Annotated in this window: 15 protein-coding genes and 1 tRNA gene; 3 read left to right on the top strand and 13 right to left on the bottom strand. The window is 34.8% G+C overall.

The annotated features are described in order from the left end of the window. Positions 1 to 52: 52 nt before the first annotated feature. The 4 genes from AAHF52_RS05765 to secB form a co-directional block, all read right to left on the bottom strand. Positions 53 to 694, bottom strand: coding sequence for a protocatechuate 3,4-dioxygenase (locus AAHF52_RS05765; RefSeq protein ID WP_064085711.1), 642 nt, complete (start codon positions 692 to 694; stop codon positions 53 to 55). A 166-nt stretch (positions 695 to 860) separates the two neighbouring features. After that, a complete protein-coding gene (putA, locus tag AAHF52_RS05760) occupies positions 861 to 4001 on the bottom strand; it encodes a bifunctional proline dehydrogenase/L-glutamate gamma-semialdehyde dehydrogenase PutA (protein ID WP_264376719.1) in 3141 nt (1046 codons plus the stop codon). 121 nt (positions 4002 to 4122) lie between these two features. Further along, positions 4123 to 6744 (bottom strand): aconitate hydratase AcnA, encoded by a 2622-nt coding sequence (gene acnA / locus AAHF52_RS05755; RefSeq protein WP_342068397.1) that lies wholly within the window; start codon positions 6742 to 6744, stop codon positions 4123 to 4125. Positions 6745 to 6750: 6 nt separating this feature from the next. Continuing rightward, positions 6751 to 7254, bottom strand: coding sequence for a protein-export chaperone SecB (gene secB, locus AAHF52_RS05750; RefSeq protein WP_007302467.1), 504 nt, complete (start codon positions 7252 to 7254; stop codon positions 6751 to 6753). A gap of 164 nt (positions 7255 to 7418) precedes the next feature. On the opposite strand from secB, the gene AAHF52_RS05745 reads away from it, so the two are divergent. From AAHF52_RS05745 to AAHF52_RS05735, 3 genes are read left to right on the top strand one after another with little or no spacing between them, the layout of a single operon-like run. Further along, positions 7419 to 8078 carry a Tim44/TimA family putative adaptor protein gene (locus AAHF52_RS05745; RefSeq protein ID WP_007302466.1) on the top strand — a complete coding sequence of 220 codons (660 nt, stop codon included), beginning with the start codon at positions 7419 to 7421 and terminating at the stop codon, positions 8076 to 8078. Continuing rightward, the gene (dnaQ, locus tag AAHF52_RS05740) at positions 8078 to 8782 is read left to right on the top strand and encodes a DNA polymerase III subunit epsilon (RefSeq protein WP_007302465.1); all 705 of its coding nucleotides are present in this window, start codon (positions 8078 to 8080) and stop codon (positions 8780 to 8782) included. Before AAHF52_RS05745 ends, dnaQ begins: the two co-directional genes overlap by 1 nt. Positions 8783 to 8817: 35 nt before the next feature. Beyond that, the gene (locus tag AAHF52_RS05735) at positions 8818 to 9417 is read left to right on the top strand and encodes an SCO family protein (protein WP_007302464.1); all 600 of its coding nucleotides are present in this window, start codon (positions 8818 to 8820) and stop codon (positions 9415 to 9417) included. Positions 9418 to 9469: 52 nt separating this feature from the next. Here the strand turns inward: AAHF52_RS05735 and rnc are convergent, their stop codons facing one another. From rnc to AAHF52_RS05690, 9 genes are all read right to left on the bottom strand, one after another. Further along, a complete protein-coding gene (gene rnc / locus AAHF52_RS05730; protein WP_012481989.1) occupies positions 9470 to 10162 on the bottom strand; it encodes a ribonuclease III in 693 nt (230 codons plus the stop codon). Positions 10163 to 10254: 92 nt separating this feature from the next. Further along, a complete protein-coding gene (locus tag AAHF52_RS05725) occupies positions 10255 to 11322 on the bottom strand; it encodes a quinone-dependent dihydroorotate dehydrogenase (protein ID WP_007302462.1) in 1068 nt (355 codons plus the stop codon). A 72-nt stretch (positions 11323 to 11394) separates the two neighbouring features. Continuing rightward, positions 11395 to 12192 (bottom strand): hypothetical protein, encoded by a 798-nt coding sequence (locus AAHF52_RS05720; RefSeq protein ID WP_052264760.1) that lies wholly within the window; start codon positions 12190 to 12192, stop codon positions 11395 to 11397. Positions 12193 to 12299: 107 nt separating this feature from the next. Then, positions 12300 to 12371, bottom strand: a tRNA-Cys gene (locus tag AAHF52_RS05715). A 5-nt stretch (positions 12372 to 12376) separates the two neighbouring features. Next, positions 12377 to 13267, bottom strand: a complete 891-nt coding sequence (locus tag AAHF52_RS05710) for a class I fructose-bisphosphate aldolase (RefSeq protein WP_213863897.1) — start codon at positions 13265 to 13267, stop codon at positions 12377 to 12379. Positions 13268 to 13325: 58 nt separating this feature from the next. Further along, positions 13326 to 14324, bottom strand: coding sequence for a molecular chaperone DnaJ (locus AAHF52_RS05705; RefSeq protein WP_264376718.1), 999 nt, complete (start codon positions 14322 to 14324; stop codon positions 13326 to 13328). Positions 14325 to 14380: 56 nt separating this feature from the next. Further along, the gene (locus AAHF52_RS05700) at positions 14381 to 16660 is read right to left on the bottom strand and encodes an AAA family ATPase (protein ID WP_007302458.1); all 2280 of its coding nucleotides are present in this window, start codon (positions 16658 to 16660) and stop codon (positions 14381 to 14383) included. Positions 16661 to 16957: 297 nt separating this feature from the next. Then, positions 16958 to 18184, bottom strand: coding sequence for a DEAD/DEAH box helicase (locus AAHF52_RS05695; protein WP_012481988.1), 1227 nt, complete (start codon positions 18182 to 18184; stop codon positions 16958 to 16960). Positions 18185 to 18218: 34 nt separating this feature from the next. Then, a complete protein-coding gene (locus AAHF52_RS05690) occupies positions 18219 to 18470 on the bottom strand; it encodes a cold-shock protein (RefSeq protein WP_007302456.1) in 252 nt (83 codons plus the stop codon). Positions 18471 to 18587: the final 117 nt, after the last annotated feature.

Here is an 18587-nt window from a genome sequence, read left to right as displayed (position 1 = left end):
TAAGTACAATAGCGCTTAAGACTACTATGAACTCCCCTGATATGCAAGGGCTTTATCTTTTATCAGAAAATTTGTTATGCCCACCTAGGGTTATATTAAATGTGTAGGTCTTCATGGCCTGATTGTTATAAGTAAATGGTGCTATCAGAAGGCTTGCAAGTCCACTCTCAATAAGATTACCAAGAAGAAGATCATCACAGTTATCGCAATTATGATCAGCAAAAAACATTTGTGTTGTGAATTCTGGAAAATCTGGATGTTGGACCAAAAAGTTGATGTGTGGAGCCCTATCACCAATTTTACCTGGTACTATTGTAATAAAATTATAATAGCCAAGGTTATTTACTACAAATCTTCCTGATCCAGCAAAATTTGGATCAAGCTCCACATTTTCATCATAATAGCTCATGCCAAGTGAGTCTGCGTGCCATATAGAAACCACAGCATTTTGTATCGGTAAGCAATTTACATCAGTAACTCTACCCACTACATTTATTAATTCTCCTGCTGCATTATTTGGAGAGCCAGGTTTTCTTCTTAAATTATTTGAAGAGTTAAAGCTTTTTGGCCTTGTTTCAAGATCATAAATCCCTGGAGTTTCAATACAATTAAGCAAAATAGGATCAGCTGCAAATAATGACAAATCGAATATAAACTGTACTAAAAACGCTAATAAGATATTTTTTACATTCATTTTGTTTATAGTGCTTTTATCAGAATTATAGCAACCTTTTTCTTTTATTAAAGACAAGACTTTCTTTGAAGCCTCCTTAGAATCACAACTATCCTTTCAGTGTATGAGTTTTAGGTTTTAGTACTGCATACACAACTGCACGGACTTCCAATTTAGAAATTGCAAATCAATCCAAACACGCAAGTGTAATGTTACCGCCACATGCTGTAGTGTTTACACTTACAACCTTTTCTATAGAAAAACGTTGCAGATAATTAGGACCACCAGCTTTTGGTCCGGTACCTGACAGTCCTCTACCGCCAAATGGTTGTATTCCAACTGCTGCACCTATTTGATTGCGATTGATGTATACATTTCCAACTGATATTTTCTTGCTTATTAAATCGATCTGACTTTGTACACGGCTTTGCAAAGAAAACGTAAGTCCATATCCTGTATTGTTTATATCACTTATAACTTCATTTAACTGCGACTTATTAAAACGTATGATATGTAAAATAGGCCCAAACACTTCTTGCTTTAATTGCGAAATTTTTTGTATCTCATAAATGTACGGAGGAAAGAAATAACCATTATAAGAATTTGTATCCATTGGTACCTTGAACAAAAGGTTTGAATCTTCATCCCTTGATATTTTTTCCGTATGTTTAGTGAGCATATCAATAGATGCTTTGTCAATTATTGGACCAATATCTGTGCTCAGTTGTATTGGGTCACCTATCTTTAGTTCTTGAGCTGCATTGCATATCATTTTTACCTGTTTTTCTGCTATATCTTCTTGAATAAATAGCACTCTGAGAGCAGAACAACGTTGACCGCCACTGCGAAATGCAGAAATTAAAACATCCTTAGTTACCTGCTCTAAAAGAGCAGAACTATCAACAATCATAGCATTTAATCCACCAGTCTCAGCGATAAGTGGCACAATAGGACCATCTCTACTAGCAAGCATTCGATTAATTATTTGAGCAGTTTGTGTTGAACCAGTAAAAGCTACACCGGAAATTCTATTATCTGGTACTAATGTTTTACCTAAATACCAACCATCCCCTGGAATAAGGTGTAGCACATTTTTTGGTATTCCAGCTTCGTGTAGTATCTTAACGGCTTCATAGGCAATAATCGGCGTTTGCTCTGCCGGTTTTGCCAGCACTGCATTACCTGCTGCAAGTGCAGCTGAAACCTGTCCAATGAAGATAGCGAGTGGAAAATTCCACGGTGATATGCATAAGAAAACTCCTCTGCCTTCAAAAAAGATGAAGTTATCTTCACCTGTTGGACCTGGCAATTTTTTCCAGTCATTCAGTTCATTTTTTGCTATCATTGCATAATAGCGCAAAAAGTCGATTGCCTCTCTTACTTCTGCTATTGCATCGGATAAAATTTTTCCTGCTTCTACAATCAGAATATAAATTAACTCTTTCATCCTTTCCTCAAGCAAATCTGCAGCTTTTTCAAGGCATTTAGCGCGCTCTTCTGCTGAAACATTCTGCCACTTAGTAAAAGCACTATGTGCTATTTCAAGAGCATTTAAAGCATGAGCACTTGTTGCACTTGACACTTCCCCAATTACATTTTCCAAATGTGCAGGATTCACTACTTCGGTAAATTCCGCACTGTCAAGAAACGACTCTCCATCAATTATTGGGCCAACCTGCCATTTCTTTTCACTAAATTCCCTTACATCATTTGCAAATTGTGAAACTGCAATTGAATCGCTAATATCCATTCCCAAGGAGTTTTTTCTTTCCTCTCCAAAAATATCTCGTGGCAACGGAATGCTTGGATGAGGCTCATATTCTAAGCTTTTTACTTTTTCTAATGGATCTGAGACTAATTCTTCAATTTTAACGTCAGAATCATTTACTTGATTGACAAACGAGCTATTAGCTCCATTTTCAAGAAGACGCCTAATAAGGTATGGCAATAAATCACTATGTTTACCAACTGGTGCATATATACGACAATTGATGCTTGTTGCAAGTTCTGAAATTGCATAATCATACAAACTTTTACCCATTCCATGTAAGCGCTGAAACTCAAACCCAGGATGATTTTTATCGGCAAGCTCTATTATAGTAGCAAAAGTATAAGCATTATGAGTTCCAAAACATGGATAAAAGTGATTCTCTTTGCTTAAAAGTTTCTGCGCACAGGCAAGGTAGCATACATCTGTGTGGCTTTTTCTAGTAAACACCGGATAACCAATTAACCCTAATTCTTGTGTGCGCTTGATTTCCGAGTCCCAATATGCTCCTTTCACAAGTCTCACCATAACCTTATGCTTTGATCGAATGGCAACATCTTCAACAAAATCAAGAACAGACAAAGCACGTTTTTGATACGCTTGCACAGCTAGACCAAGCCCTTCCCACTCAGAAAGTGACTCATCAAGACGCAACTGTTCAAATAACACGAGCGACATCTCAAGCCTTTCTGATTCTTCTGCATCTATACACAATGAAATATTATACTTTTTTGCTTCATGACAAAGTTCCAGTACTTTAGTTCTCAGTTCTTCAGCCATATTATCAAATTGGCTAAATTCATAACGTGAGTGCAGCGAAGACAATTTGATTGAAACCCCCTGAGATTTAAAGCAATCATTTATGTCAGCAGATTCACCTATGGCTTTTATTGCATGCATGTATAAATTAAAATACTCTTCCGCATCCTCAACTGTGCAAGCAGATTCACCAAGCATATCAAAAGAGCATAAATACTTACTGTAGTCATCTGATTTCACACTTTCCAATGCTTTTTCTATAGTTTCTCCAACAATAAAATGCTTGCCAAGAATGGATATTGCTTGTTTTACCGCTTTGCGAATTATTGGCTCTCCTAAATTTTTCAATAACCTGGAAATTATGTGATAGAATTTTGAATCCTCTTCATTGTTTCTTAATATACTGCTTCCTATAATTAAACTCCATGTAGAAGCATTAACAAACAATGAAGAGGAACGCCCCAAGTGTTTATTCCATTCTTGGTTGGCAATTTTATCTTTGATCAATTCATCTATTGTGTAATCGTCTGGTATTCTAAGTAATGATTCAGCAAGACACATTAGTGCTACTCCTTCATCATTAGAAAGTGAGTACTGTTGTATAAAAGAATCTATAATGCCTAATTTACTACCTCTAATCTTTTCGACAATTTGTTTTGCAATATTGTAAATTCTGTTTTTCGAATCAACCGAAAGTTCTACTTTTTCTACAAGATAACGTACACAGCTTTTTTCATCAGTACGATAAAATCCTTGTAAACGTTTTCTGAGTTCATTAGGTTCTTGTATAGAGCTAATCATAATTATCTATAAAACACCTTTACTATATGTAAGGTAAAATTATATCATAACTTCGCATAGAACAAATCATTATTTAAAAGGACCAGGGCTGGAGCTAAAAGAAGTCTAGTACTTACTTTTACTAAGTCGAAAGAAGTATGTAGCTTAACACTCCACCACTCATTAAGTATTTAATCTCAGTTACGGTTTGTACACAGCATTTGAGTTGTATTGATTGCTTTGAATTATCCTGTCTTTTAATGATACATTCTAGATTTCCATTTGATACTATTTCACCTTTTATGCTTATTATCTCACTACCATCAAATATCTTTCTGGTTATTCCATTTTGGAATATAAGTGGAAGAACACCCATGCCGACCAAGTTGGACCTATGTATGCGTTCAAAACTTTCTGCAATCACAGCTTTAATTCCCAGTAATGCAGTACCCTTTGCTGCCCAATCCCTACTTGAACCTGTACCATATTCTTTTCCTGCAATGACAACTAATGGAACAGCTTCTCTTTTATATTGCATTGCTGCATCAAAAATTGACATAGTTTCTTGAGAAGGAATATGTTTTGTATAGCCACCCTCAGCGCTCACCATTTTATTTCTTATTCTGATATTAGCAAAGGTTCCACGCATCATTACGTTGTGGTTACCGCGGCGAGATCCATATGAATTGAAATCTTGCGGTTCAACTCCAAGACCTTTTAAATATATGCCTGCAGGACTATTTGAGGCAATATTTCCAGCAGGGGAAATGTGGTCGGTAGTGACGCTATCGCCAAACATCGCTAGTATTTGCGCATTCTTTATATCAACTATGTTGCTTCCATTGTTCTTAGTCGATAAATTATCAAAATAGGGAGGGTTTTGTATATAAGTGCTTTTCGTGTCCCAATCATAGATTTCACCTTTCTCACACTTTATCTTTTGCCAATGCTCATCACCAGAAAAAACATCCTTATACTTTTGTATGAACATTTCACGCGTCACAACACTTTTAACACAGCTCTCAACTTCATTATTTGTTGGCCATATATCTTTGAGATAGACATCATTTCCATTCTTATCTTTGCATATTGAATCTTTTGTCAAATCAATTTGCACAGTGCCTGCAAGTGCATATGCAACAATAAGTGGCGGAGATGCCAAGTAATTAGCTTTGACTAACGGATGAATTCTTCCTTCAAAGTTACGATTGCCAGACAAAACTGCAGCAACAGTTAAGTTTTTGTTTTTTATATCATCCTCTATATCCTTATTAAGTGGACCAGAATTTCCAATGCAAGTTGTGCAGCCATATCCAACTAGATTAAAACCCAAAGCATTTAGATCTACCTGCAATCCAGACTTTTCTAAATATTCTGTCACAACTTGTGACCCTGGAGCAAGAGAAGTTTTAACCCAAGGCTTTGATTTTAATCCAAGTTTAATTGCATTACGAGCTACAAGACCTGCAGCAATCATCACACTTGGATTTGAGGTGTTAGTGCAGCTTGTTATTGCTGCAATCACTACGCTGCCACTCTGGAGCTGATCGCCATAGATAGGTTCCAACGGAGGTCTGTTTGTCTCATTAATAGGAAAAGATGTAGAAAAAGATTCCGCTACTTCTGAAAGGAAAATCTTATCCTGTGGTCTTTTAGGACCAGCCATCACTGGCTTTACGCTTGATAAATCAAGCTTCAGTGTGTCAAAGAACGCCAATTCTTCATTACTACGCCACAGCCCTTGTTCTTTTGCATAGACTTCAGCTAATTTAACCAACTCTTTTGGCCTTCCGGTTAAGTTTAAATAATCTAGTGTCTTCTGATCAATTGGAAAGAATCCACAAGTTGCACCATACTCTGGAGCCATATTAGCTATGGTTGCTCTATCTGCCAAAGATAAACAATCTAAGCCATCACCATAAAATTCCACAAATCTGCCAACAACGCCTTTTGTTCTCAGGATATTAGTAATCGTTAGCACTAGATCAGTTGCTGTTACTCCCTCTGAAAGTCTTCCTATTAATTTAAATCCTACTACTTCTGGAATTACCATACTAATTGGTTGACCAAGCATCACAGACTCAGCTTCTATTCCACCAACACCCCAACCAAGAACCGATAAACCATTTACCATAGTAGTGTGACTATCTGTACCGACTAAGGTATCTGGATATAGAACTCCGCTATCGTTACATACAACTTGCGCTAAATATTCAAGATTCACTTGGTGGCAAATTCCAGTACCTGGTGGCACTACTCTAAAATTTGTGAAGGATGACTCTCCCCATTTTAAGAATTGATACCTCTCCAAATTTCTTTTTACTTCCAGTGCAACGTTTTTACCAAATGCAGAAGTGCTTCCGTAACTATCTACTTGAACAGAGTGATCGATCACAAGATCAACAGGTACAGATGGATTTATTTTGCTGGGGTTACCTCCGTTTTTCTTCACATAATTACGCATTGAAGCTAAGTCAACGACAGCAGGAACTCCTGTGAAATCCTGCATCAAAACCCTTGCTGGCTTGTAGCTAATTTCGTGATTAATGTGTTTCTTGACGCAATTTGCTAATATCTTTATGTCATCTAATTTAACGCTTACTCCATCTTCGTTGCGCAATAAATTTTCAAGCAATACCTTGAGTGAACAAGGCAATTTTGTTAAATTTACTCCTAAAAATTTACCAGCGTTACTTAGGTTAAAGTAGTTATATAACCTTCCATCAATATTTAAAGTCGTCTTTGCATTTAAAGAATTGTTCATCCTGTATTAGTTAAAATTGGAATTACTAGCGCTACTTTTTTGTTGTTGACTTTGCTGCTGATACATAGTTTCAAAATCTATAGGATCTAGCATAAGTGGAGGAAACCCACCACTACTTGTAGTTCTTGCAATTATTTCTCTTGCAAAAGGGAAAAGAAAAGTAGGTCCACCAATAAATAAAGCTTGTCTCACCTCTTCCTCACTTAGCTCTGTAAAATTTTCTATTGAAAAAATACCGCAATACTTTACCTCGCAAATGAAAGCTATATCATCTTTTACATCTTCATCTTTTACCGTTGCTTTGGCTTCTATATGCAAAGTAATTTCATGAAAAGGCTTTTCTTCACTTATTCCTTTTTTATTTTCTGTTCCTTCTAATTTTGCTGAATTAATATTAACCATTACATTAATATCAGGAGCTTTACTAGAAGGAAGGAATGGCGAATTTGGATTCTCAAACGAAAAATCTTTGACATACTGACCATGAATTTTCATTTTGTGTTGTGACATTTCTTACGTCTCCTTTAATTAAGTTGAGATGTTTAATACTTTCTTATATAATATATTCATTTACAAATGAATAGTAAACCTAACTATAGGTTAATATGAAAAACATATTTTTATCAATAATTAATAATATTTAGATACTTTATATATCAAGGAGTTAAGTTACCATGATAGAGCTTGTAATATATGCTTTACTAGCGGCGTTTATTTTTTCACGCTTATATAATTCTTTAGGAAGATCAGCCAGTCTCAACCTAAAAAAGCTAACAGGTGTATTGGATGTAAGTCAAAGTAAAGAAGATGTGGTAGAAAATATCGAAGATTATATTTATAGCAACGACAAAAGTTCAATAGAAACTACTTATGAACAAATATTACAAAAAAACAAAGAGTTTTCTATTTCCAATTTTATAGAAGGTTCAAGCATAGCTTTTGAATTAATAATAAAATATTTTAACCAAGGAAATTTACCTCAATTAAAATCCCTTCTGGACAAAGACTTATATAACAGTTTTGTGGATAAGATTAAACATCGTAAAGAGACACATGAGTCCATAATTGTTTCTATCGTTTCACAAAAGATCTTAGAAATAAAGTTAGTAAAAAACGTAATATTTATTGCAGTATATTTCCTTTCAGAGCAAATTAACTTCGTTAAGAATAACGAAGGAAACATCACATCAGGTAGCATGTCTACTATTAACAAAGTTGAAGATGTATGGCAATTCAAAAAAAATATTAATTCATCAGATCTAACTTGGTTACTTGTTTCTATTAACTATAAGAAGGCAAGTACTGATAAAAATTTAACAACAAATGACAACTGATGAAAAGTAGGCTACGAGAAATAGTACTTGATACTGAAACTACAGGTCTTGATACTAAATCTGGACATCGAATTATTGAGATAGGATGTGTAGAACTAATTAATCGTATTCCAACAGGTAAAACATTTCATCGATATCTCAATCCAGAAAGAGATATACCTTACCACTCATTTAAGATTCATGGTATTAGTGAGGAATTTTTGGAAGATAAACCACTATTCTCAGATGTTGCACTTGAATTTCTTGACTTCATATCCAATGACATTTTGGTGATTCATAATGCTGAATTCGATGTTAAGTTCCTTAATATGGAGTTAGGCAAGTTAAATGCTGGGTTAATTTCCTCAGATAGAGTGCTAGATACATTACCACTTGCAAGAAAAAAGTTTGTAGGATCACCTGCTTCTTTAAATGCATTATGCAAGCGTTTTGATATATCGCTAGAAGGTAGAGAGTTACACGGAGCATTAGTTGATGCTCAATTGCTTGCAAAGGTCTATGTTGAGCTTACAGGAGGATTGCAAACCTTTTTATTTAATAATGAATGTGCTCAGGACAATAACTCTACGTTTATTCAACATAAAGTGCGTAATTTAGCTCGCAGAGAACATTCACCAAGTATTAAAGAAATTGATGAGCATAAGAAATTGTTAGATAAAATTAACAACCCACTTTGGAAGGAATATATTGAATCAATCAACTAATCAATATATGATTTAACTTTATTGGAAACGCTTTAATGATAAAGTTTATAAGGTTATTGTCTAGTTTGCTAATAACAGTAGCAGCTATCTTCTTAGGTTATTGTTATTTTACTAAGCAAGGCATATTTGTTTCACAAAATACAGAAATTAAAATAGGTGGGGATTTTTCTTTGATTAACCAAAACGGGCAAATAGTACGCAGTAGTGATTTCAAAGATAAGTATATGATGATTTTTTTTGGATTTTCCTCATGTAAAAGAATTTGCCCTATGAACCTTGGAATAATTTCAGAAACACTTGCAAAGTTAGACGAGAAAACTGACAACAAGCTACAAACATTTTTTATCACAGTTGATCCTGAGCGCGATAATACAGAAAGGCTTAAAGAATTTCAGCAGCAATTTGACCATAGAATACAAATGCTCACTGGTGAAAGACAAAAAATAGATGAAGTAGTTGCAAAGTATAAAGTATATGCAAGTAAAGTAGATGGAGAAGAGGAAATTAACCATTCTTCAATGATATACCTTATTAGCCCTGAAGGAAAATATGTCACACACTTTGTAGCTGATTTAAATTCAGATGAAAGTCAATCTGATAAGATTCTGGCTGAGATAAAAAAATATGTAAGCTGAACTAAAGAGCTTAGCTTACTTTAAATTTATGCTAACAGCTATTTTGATTAAACTAAGTCGTTTTTTTAATTTTTTCTAGGATCAACTCAGCAGCTTTTTGTTCAGCAATTTTCTTACTAGGAGCGCATGCAGAAACTTTGTCATAACTCTCTATGCAAACTGATATAGTAAATTCAGGATTGTGTGCTGGTCCAGTTTGTTTTACAAGCTCATACTTCGGTAAAGGTAATTTATTTCTCTGAGTCCATTCTTGCAGTGAAGTTTTAGGATCTTGAGGAGGATCGAGGATGTCCTTAGCTAGCTTTTCCCAATGTCGGATAATAAATTTCTCAACACTCTCAAGTCCGCCGTCAATATAAATTGCACCTATTAGTGCTTCAAGCGAATTTTCTAAATTTTTTAAGTTACATTTTCCTCCGTTACAACGTTCACTATTATTCATGATAATAAAGTTACCTAACTCTATTTCTTTAGCAACATTAGCAATGGTACTGCCACAAACTAAATCCGTTTTTCTTTTTGCCAATGCTCCTTCTTTTTCTTCAGGAAACATTTTAAACAGCATAACAGACACAACCATATTCAAAACACTATCGCCCAAAAACTCTAGCCTTTCGTAGCTTACAACCTGGTCTTCGCTATTTCTCTTATTTACGCTTGGGTGGGTTAATGCCTCTTCTAATATTGCATAATCTGTAAATTTATAATTAATAACTTTAGATATTGTATCGTTCAAAACTCTCATATTAATCATTCAATAGAAAAGCACTCTCTATCATACCTCTACACTAAAAAGTTAGCTCTACTTTACTAAAACAATATCAATAACTTCCAAAATTAATGTATACAACCCACTGCTTCAGTAATGTTACTAAATCCATCTCTTTTTACCAATTCTGCAAGCTCCAGATTGATTTTGTTCACAACTTGATGCCCCTGGTATACAAGAGCAGTGTACAGTTGTACTAAAGAGGCTCCTGCCTTTATTTTTTCATATGCATCAACACCACTTGAAATTCCTCCGCATCCTATCAATAGAATTCTGCTTTTAGTAAGCTTGTACATGTCACTCAATAACTCGGTTGAAAGTTGAAATAATGGCCTGCCGCTCAACCCACCACTCTCATTATAGTAAGAATCTCGACTTATCGTAGTGTTGCTTACTATTAAGCCGTCAATTTTATATTCTAGTGTAAGCTCAGCGATATTTTCTTTTGTTTGCTGATCTATATCTGGAGAAATTTTTAATATTATCGGTATGGATTCAGAGCTATCGATTGATTTCCGGGTTAGAGTGATAGATTTCAACAATTTGGATAATTCTTGTTTATTGTGCAAATCGCGCAAGTTAGGTGTGTTTGGGGATGAGATGTTCAGTACTATATAATTGCTCTTTCCATATACTATCTTTATTAAGTCAACATAATCGCTGATTTGGTCCTTTGATGTACTGTTTCTTCCTATATTTATACCAAAAATACAATTACCAAGTTTAGTTTCACTTATCTGTTTAAGAAAATAGTCTACTCCTTTATTATTAAATCCCAATCTATTAATTATTCCTTCATCTTTAATTAATCGAAAAATTCTCGGTTTTTTGTTTCCATATTGGGGATGTTTAGTTACAGTACCAGCCTCAATAAATCCAAAACCAAATGAGAGCATCGGCTTTACAACTTCCGCATTTTTATCAAAACCTGCAGCAAGACCTACAGGACTCCTAATTTTATTACCAAAAAAGTTTACATTTAAAGACTTAGGTAGTTCTATAGGTTTCCTACAGGGCATCTTTTTTAACGCCGTTATTACCAAGGAGTGAGCGATTTCAGGCGGCAGTAAAAACAATAAATTACGTAATATCATTTTGTAAAACACTTTGCTTATTTTTAGTTTATTTTTTACCATGCAACAAGAATAACTTAGAAAGCTTGAGGTTTATCAAAATAGTAAGTATATAGTTTCTATGGGTAGTAAAAACTAATTTTTCTGAAGGGAAACCAGAACTTGATCAGTATTTTCATCTACTAATTCGAGGTAGCCAAATTTGTTAATTTGAGATTTTATTAGTATAGGAATCTTATTTCGATTTAAATAAAATCCCTGTTTTGATTGTTTATTAATCCGCAACCTTACATCCCCATTTTTCCAAGCAAGCATCTTATTTATTCCAGATTTTTCTTTACAATTATCTTCATTTACAAATCCTAAGTATTCATCTTCTGAAGAAGATATTGCAATCTCGCATATTCTATACCCTACCCAATTCCCTAGATATGGATCAGTATCGTCTTTTTCGTGAAGCTTGAACTCTCCTTTGACATATTCCCATGGAGCTTTTGCATCACCTACCTTTTTTAGAAAGAGTACGTCCTGATCAAAGTTTATAATGGTCCTTGTATGAAATGTTGTTAAGCTTGTGTCCCATAATAGTTTTTCTGTGATGCTAAAATGCTCTTTATCCTTTTGCATATTTTGAAATGATACGATTATCACATCTGCTCCAACTTCTCTTCCATAGTTAACATATTGACTAGCACGCCCATGTTTGGCTGTGAATGATGACTTACCTATTAACAGAAAGTCATTAAATAACGCATTATATATAGTCTGTGCACTGTAAGCTGTACCGACGTAAACCGGCTGTTTGTTGGATGAAGGGTACTTTTCTGGTGCAAGATGAGTATACGAGCTCTTTAATAAATAGTGAAAAGTGCAACTGGTAAGCAAGAAGGGCAAACCAATCAATAATAAAACTTCTGTTAATCTCTTTGGCATTTTACTGCTTATATTTTGAATATAGTATCTTATTTTTTTAAATATTTCATTAAAAGCCACACTTCTTGTTAAAATTTGAGAAGAAAAAACGATCTAATTGGAGTAAGAGGCCGGGACCGGAATTGAACCGGTATAAAAGGATTTGCAGTCCTCCGCATAAGCCATTCTGCCACCCAGCCGTTTTTTATGCGTAGATATTAATTATATCTTTTAGCATAGATAAAGCATCCTCTTTTTTTCTTTGAAAAGTGTTGCGCCCGATAATTGAACCATTACCACCACCTTGCTTAATTTCTTTTGCCTCATTGTATATATCATCCACTGACTTTGACTCACCACCAGAGAAAACTACTATTCTTTTTCCTGCAAAGCAAGACTTTTTAATATATTCAATTCTTTTAGATAATGATTCAATATTTTCTATTTTTTCTCTTTCCAGATGATTGGTTGGAAGTTTTACTTTTATTATGTTGGCACCGAGCAAAGCCGCTATATGCGCAGCATAGGCAATCACATCAACTGCTGTTTCACCTTCTTTGGAAACCCCTTCACCACGTGGATAAGACCATAGCACTACAACAAGGCCACAAGATTTAGCCTCAGCTATAATTTTGCGAGCTTCTTCCATCATATCAAAACACTTAGCAGAACCAGGATATATAGTAAACCCAACAGCCATGCAGCCCAAACGCAGCGCATCTTTTACAGAGGCAGTTATTGCTTGATCTGAAGTTAAGCTTTTTGAGTGCAAAGAGTTAGCGCTATTAAGCTTCAAAATAAGTGGTAGCATTCCAGCATAAGTTGAAGCACCAGCTTCGATCATACCAAGCGGAGCAGCGTATGCACTTACTCCTGAATCAACTGCAAGCTGAAAATGATAATGTGGATCGTAAGCATTAGGGTTAACTTCAAAACTTTTTATTGGTCCGTGCTCAAATCCCTGGTCTACAGGGAGAATTACTAACTTGCCAGTTCCACCAAGTTTCCCATGCATAAGAATGCGAGTAAGATTCGCTTTTACTCCAGGGTTTTCACTTTCGTAGTAACTTAGGATTTGTTTTACTTCTTCACTCATTAATATCTTCAAATTTACTCAAAGTGTAGCAAAAACTATAGTTGAAGCAAAGACCTTTTTATGCTCTTGTTCCTACGCCTATATTTAAAGGTGTAACTTTAGGATCAGTAGTATGCTGTTGTGGTTTTTCTTGAACTAAATCTTCAAAATACATTTTAACAATAGGAAGAACGAGCGGCATAAGTACTAATTTGTAGTCATACCATGCAAATTTTTCTTTATAACTAAATTCCGCATCTTCTTCATATAAACACTGGATACAGTATTCACCATATAGTTCAAAAGCTTTCACAAAAGTCCTAAGTAAAGCAATAAGTAATAAATCTAATGCTAAATTAGCTATTAGCATCGTTCCATATTGAACAGGCCAGCCATTTTGTGCAACTTCCGACATTAAACTGCATACAGCAAACGCTGCTGATATACATATTACATAATTATCAGCAGCAATAAGTAGATTGTATCTTCTATTTAACCTATCTAGATTTCCTTCTTGTGAGCCTCTTTGTTTACTTGCTGCATAGATAATACTACAAAAGGATATAATAAATAACCATGGCCAAACTCCAATGCTGAATGCATAAAATTTATAAGCAATATTTTGCACTTTGCCACTGTTAGCAAGTTGTGATAAGCAATATTTGACTTGAGGCGACGGACCAAGTACCACATTTGCTAATATAAAAAATAAACATGCTCTATTCACAGCTTTCTCTCTACGCAATAGAATCTCATTGATTCTCCTTTGTTTTTCCTGCACTTCTCGCTGTAATGTTATAGATATGCCAGCTGCTTTTAAGTCGTTAAGATATTTCTCTAGCTTATCTTTATCTGCACTAAGTTTTTTAAACTTTTCTTCAGCTATTTTTTTCTCTTTCTCTCCTACTACTTTATCAGGGTGACATTTTAATGAAGCTCTTCTAAAGCGCCGCTCAACTAACTTAAGTACATCATCAAACTCCTGGCTTATTACTTCTTCCGCTTTTATTCCCAGCCTTGAAAATAAATTCCGTAAATCTTGATTACTGTAATATTGATTTCTGGTTAAACTTGCCACTATAGCCTCATTAAAAAATAGTGACTATACTACAAATTTAATACTCAAGCAAGAATTTAAACTATATCAAAAGCAATTCCGTGTTTACCAATATAAATCCTTAATTTCTTTCCTTTAATTAATCGACGATTCAGTATTTCTTCAGCCAAATGACTTTTTATCTCTTTTTCAATCAGCCTCTCTATTGGGCGTGCTCCCATTTCTTTGCTATAACCTGTTTGCGCAAGATAAGACTTTACTTCTTCTTCCACTGAGCAGCTTATACCCTTTTGCACAAGTTGTTTTTTTAATTCCTGAATAAATTTATCCACAATGTGCAAAATGACATCCGCATCCAAATCAGAAAAGGAAATGACTGCATCAAGACGATTACGAAATTCGGGGCTAAAAACCCGTTCCATTGCTTTTTCGCTGTCACTGATGTTAAAGTTTTTATACCCAAAGCCAATAGAACTTTTGTTACGTTCAAATGCCCCTGCATTGGTTGTCATAATTAAAATCGTATTGGAAAAATTAACCTTACGTCCGTAAGTGTCTGTAACACAACCATAATCCATGATTTGTAGTAATATATTATAAATATCACTATGAGCTTTCTCAATTTCATCAAGAAGTACTACGCTATATTGATTATTAGATACAGATTCTGTAAGCAATCCACCTTGGTCGTAACCCACATATCCAGGAGGGGAACCAATCATTCTAGATATTGTGTGAGGTTCCATATACTCAGACATATCAAACCGAATAAGGTTCATACCCATATTTTGTGCTAGCTGCTTCGCAAGCTCAGTCTTACCTACACCAGTTGGCCCTGCAAAAAGATACTTTGCCAAGGGTTTATTGTAACTTCTCAGACCAGATTTAGCAATTTTAATAGAATTAACGAGAAACTCTATCGCTTGCTCTTGACCAAAAATGGCCCTATTGAGATTTTCTTTCAAAGATTTTACTCTTTGCATATCATCAAACCCGCAAGGTACGTTTGTAATCCTAGCGATAGTACTCTTAATGTCTCTACTGTTTATAATTTTTCGCCTGCTTTTTTGTAACTTACAATATGCCCCTGCTTCATCTATAACATCAACTGCTTTATCAGGTAATATTCGCCCAGTAATATACTTGTGTGAAAGTTCAGCTGCAGATTTAATGGCATGTTTCGTGTAATATACTCCATGATACCTTTCATAGTAATGCTTTATACCATCTAGTATCTTTACTGTATCATTAATAGAAGACTCTTTTACATTAATTTTTTGAAACCTCCTTGCTAATGCTTTATCCTTTTCAAAGCTATTGCTATATTCTCTATATGTAGTTGCACCTATACAACGCAACGCACCTCTTGCAAGTGCAGGTTTGAGCAGATTGCCAGCATCAAGAAAGCTGCCACTTGTTGAACCTGCTCCAATAATAGTGTGTATTTCATCAATGAAAAGAATAGCGCCAGGTTTTGCCTCAATTACTTTTATTATAGATTTTATTCTCTCTTCGAAGTCACCTCTATAGCGTGTTCCTGCAAGAAGTGATCCTAAATCCAAAGCATAAATTATGCTGGATCTCAGTGCACTCGGAACACTACCTTCAATAATTTTCAATACCAAGCCTTCAACTATTGTTGTTTTACCAACACCTGGTTCTCCGACATATAAAGGGTTATTTTTTCTGCGTCTTAGCAAGATTTCTATAGTGCGATTTAATTCATAATCACGACCAATGACATAATCTATTTTTTTGCTTCTTGCATAATCATTTAAATTTCTACAATAATTTTGTAGAACTTCTTCATCTTTTAATAATTCACCTTTATTTGCTACAGTAGAGATATCGTTATTCTTATCAAGTTTTATCTTGCGATTAGTTACATATTCTTCTATATCACCTGAATATTTTATATTGGATATGTTATAAATCAAATTAGAATCCTTTGCATTCTGTTTGCATAATAGCTCTTCAATGTATAAATCTTGCTCAGACAGAATCTCTAATAGAATACTTGCTCCATTTATTTCTTTTCTTCCCAGACGATGAGCTCGTATCATGGCTTTATGTATTATGCGTTGAAATAGCACATCAGGCTCAACTTTATTGACAGTTAATTCGGAGTTGTCTTGTAAAAAACCTTTTGCATTATTACCACGATCATTCCTTAATATAATATTATCTATATTTATGATTTCACCAGCTCTGATGTTACATCTTGATAAAACATAATTTACATCCACATCTTTGGTTAATGCTAGCAACAAATGTTCCACTTTTGCATATTTAAGCTTACAATCAGAAGCAATCTGTAACGCTCTATTTAAACTTGCCTCTAAATTTTTAGAAATCATCTATTCTCTTTAAAAGTGTAAATTTATATATAATTAGTAGCACACAATTATTAAAAAAACTGAAATCTAGCAGCTCGTTGTAGCCAAATTGAATTAAGCTACAGATTATAGTCCACACAGCCTAACATTATACCGTTGTGATAATCTCAAAACGTTATAAGCAGCAGAATTAAGATTATCAAATTGTAGGTAAATCTAATTTGGGCTAGCTATATATTCTTTCTACCATCCTCCAATCACTTCACTTTGCAGCAAGTTTACTGGAGCTTTTAAAGAATAGAAGAATAGTTAAGTACATTAATACGCTTTTTCTAGTACTCTGCTTTTCTTCTTAAATACATTGATCTTTTTTCTACCGTATTTAGCCTTTAACGTACTTGGCCTTTTAAAGATCTTTTTGCTGTTACGTTTTTGAGATTGCATACTACAATCAAAATTTGGCTCTCCTTCTTTATCTGCTAGTGCAGGCAGTCTTCTCTTATCTTGAGGTGTAACAAAAGATAATGCAAATCCTTCAGCTCCCGCACGTGCAGTTCTACCTATACGATGAACATAATCAGCTTGCGATTGTGGTACATCATAATTGATAACATGTTGAATGTGCGGAATATCAAGACCGCGAGAAGCAACATCTGTTGCAACCATGATTTGATTGCGGCCACGACGAAAAGAATCAATGACTCTTTCACGCTTGTGCTGCCTTAAATCACCATGAATTGCCAAAGCGCTATAGTCATCTTTGTGCAATTTGTCAGCTAGCTGATCCGCTCCTCGCTTTGTTTTGACAAAAATAATGATTGATCCTTTGCGCTGACATAATTGTGTAACAAGCTTGCCATATTTTTCTGATTCTGATGCATAAACAACTTCTTGTTTAATTTTTACAGAAGTTGTAGCCTGGCAATCGACAGAAACACGCTCTGGTTGATTAAGATATTTTTCAGTAAGTTTTACTATTTCTCCAGGAAGAGTTGCAGAAAACATAAGAGTTTGCCTTATTTTAGGCAAATGCTTCATAATTTCTTCAATCTGAATTCCAAAGCCCATATCAAACATACGATCCGTCTCATCAAGCACAAGAATACCAACATTCCGAGTAACTAAAGTTTTACGCTCAATATGGTCTATAATACGACCAGGAGTACCTATTATAATTTGTGGTTTTTTCTGAAGCTGATTTAGCTGCCTAAAAATAGGCTCGCCTCCGATCAACAAAGCAACTCTTAGTAAAGAACTTTGAGATAAGAGTTTTCTTATCTCACTTGTTACCTGATGAGCAAGCTCTCTGGTTGGCACGATGACTAAAGCTGAACCAATGCTTGGCTCATTCATCAATTTAGCAACCAGTGGAATAGCAAACGCTAAGGTTTTTCCAGTTCCCGTTTGAGCAGACCCAAGAATATCTTTGCCCTGAAGAGCTAGAGGAATCGCTTGCACCTGAATCGGGGTTGGAACACAAAGATTATTTTTACTTAGAGCTTGCCTAAGCAAAGTTGGAAGCCCCATTTCATGAAAATTACTCACAATACATTACCCTATTAAAAAGCTTCACGATAGACTAATCTTCCAATCTTAAATTTATTGCAGACTTTTTATCTTCTCCGTTCCTACCACGCTCTTCTTTAAGCTCATAACTTACTCTTTCCCCTTTCATTCCTCTCTTTTTATCCTCTCCTCGAAGTTCATCAGGTCTTATTCCTGAACGTTCTAATGTACTAACATGTACAAAAACGTCCTCACCTTTACCTTCTGGCTTGATGAAACCATAGCCTTTTTCAACATTAAACCATTTTATATTACCAAATTCCATATGGATAACTCCTAAACTACTAACTAACATTATTAATGTGATGAAAAACTTTGAAATTACGATTTAGAATGCTTTAAGCTTAGTTACTGCAACTAAACTTCTATACTCCATAGTCTA

The sequence above is a fragment of the Wolbachia endosymbiont (group B) of Melanargia galathea genome, assembly GCF_964030625.1.
Lineage (GTDB): Bacteria > Pseudomonadota > Alphaproteobacteria > Rickettsiales > Anaplasmataceae > Wolbachia.
The sequence above is the reverse complement of the archived record's forward strand: the minus strand, read 5'-3'. Positions and strand labels throughout refer to the sequence as shown.

Excerpts from the sequence above, each read along its gene's own strand:
- putA (WP_264376719.1), bottom strand. The coding sequence starts at position 4,001 with ATGATTAGCTCTATACAAGAACCTAATGAACTCAGAAAACGTTTACAA.
- AAHF52_RS05725 (WP_007302462.1), bottom strand. The coding sequence starts at position 11,322 with ATGGTAAAAAATAAACTAAAAATAAGCAAAGTGTTTTACAAAATGATA.
- AAHF52_RS05720 (WP_052264760.1), bottom strand. The coding sequence starts at position 12,192 with ATGCCAAAGAGATTAACAGAAGTTTTATTATTGATTGGTTTGCCCTTC.
- AAHF52_RS05765 (WP_064085711.1), bottom strand. The coding sequence starts at position 694 with ATGAATGTAAAAAATATCTTATTAGCGTTTTTAGTACAGTTTATATTC.
- AAHF52_RS05745 (WP_007302466.1), top strand. The coding sequence starts at position 7,419 with ATGATAGAGCTTGTAATATATGCTTTACTAGCGGCGTTTATTTTTTCA.
- AAHF52_RS05700 (WP_007302458.1), bottom strand. The coding sequence starts at position 16,660 with ATGATTTCTAAAAATTTAGAGGCAAGTTTAAATAGAGCGTTACAGATT.
- acnA (WP_342068397.1), bottom strand. The coding sequence starts at position 6,744 with ATGAACAATTCTTTAAATGCAAAGACGACTTTAAATATTGATGGAAGG.
- secB (WP_007302467.1), bottom strand. The coding sequence starts at position 7,254 with ATGTCACAACACAAAATGAAAATTCATGGTCAGTATGTCAAAGATTTT.
- AAHF52_RS05710 (WP_213863897.1), bottom strand. The coding sequence starts at position 13,267 with ATGAGTGAAGAAGTAAAACAAATCCTAAGTTACTACGAAAGTGAAAAC.
- dnaQ (WP_007302465.1), top strand. The coding sequence starts at position 8,078 with ATGAAAAGTAGGCTACGAGAAATAGTACTTGATACTGAAACTACAGGT.
- AAHF52_RS05735 (WP_007302464.1), top strand. The coding sequence starts at position 8,818 with ATGATAAAGTTTATAAGGTTATTGTCTAGTTTGCTAATAACAGTAGCA.
- rnc (WP_012481989.1), bottom strand. The coding sequence starts at position 10,162 with ATGAGAGTTTTGAACGATACAATATCTAAAGTTATTAATTATAAATTT.
- AAHF52_RS05690 (WP_007302456.1), bottom strand. The coding sequence starts at position 18,470 with ATGGAATTTGGTAATATAAAATGGTTTAATGTTGAAAAAGGCTATGGT.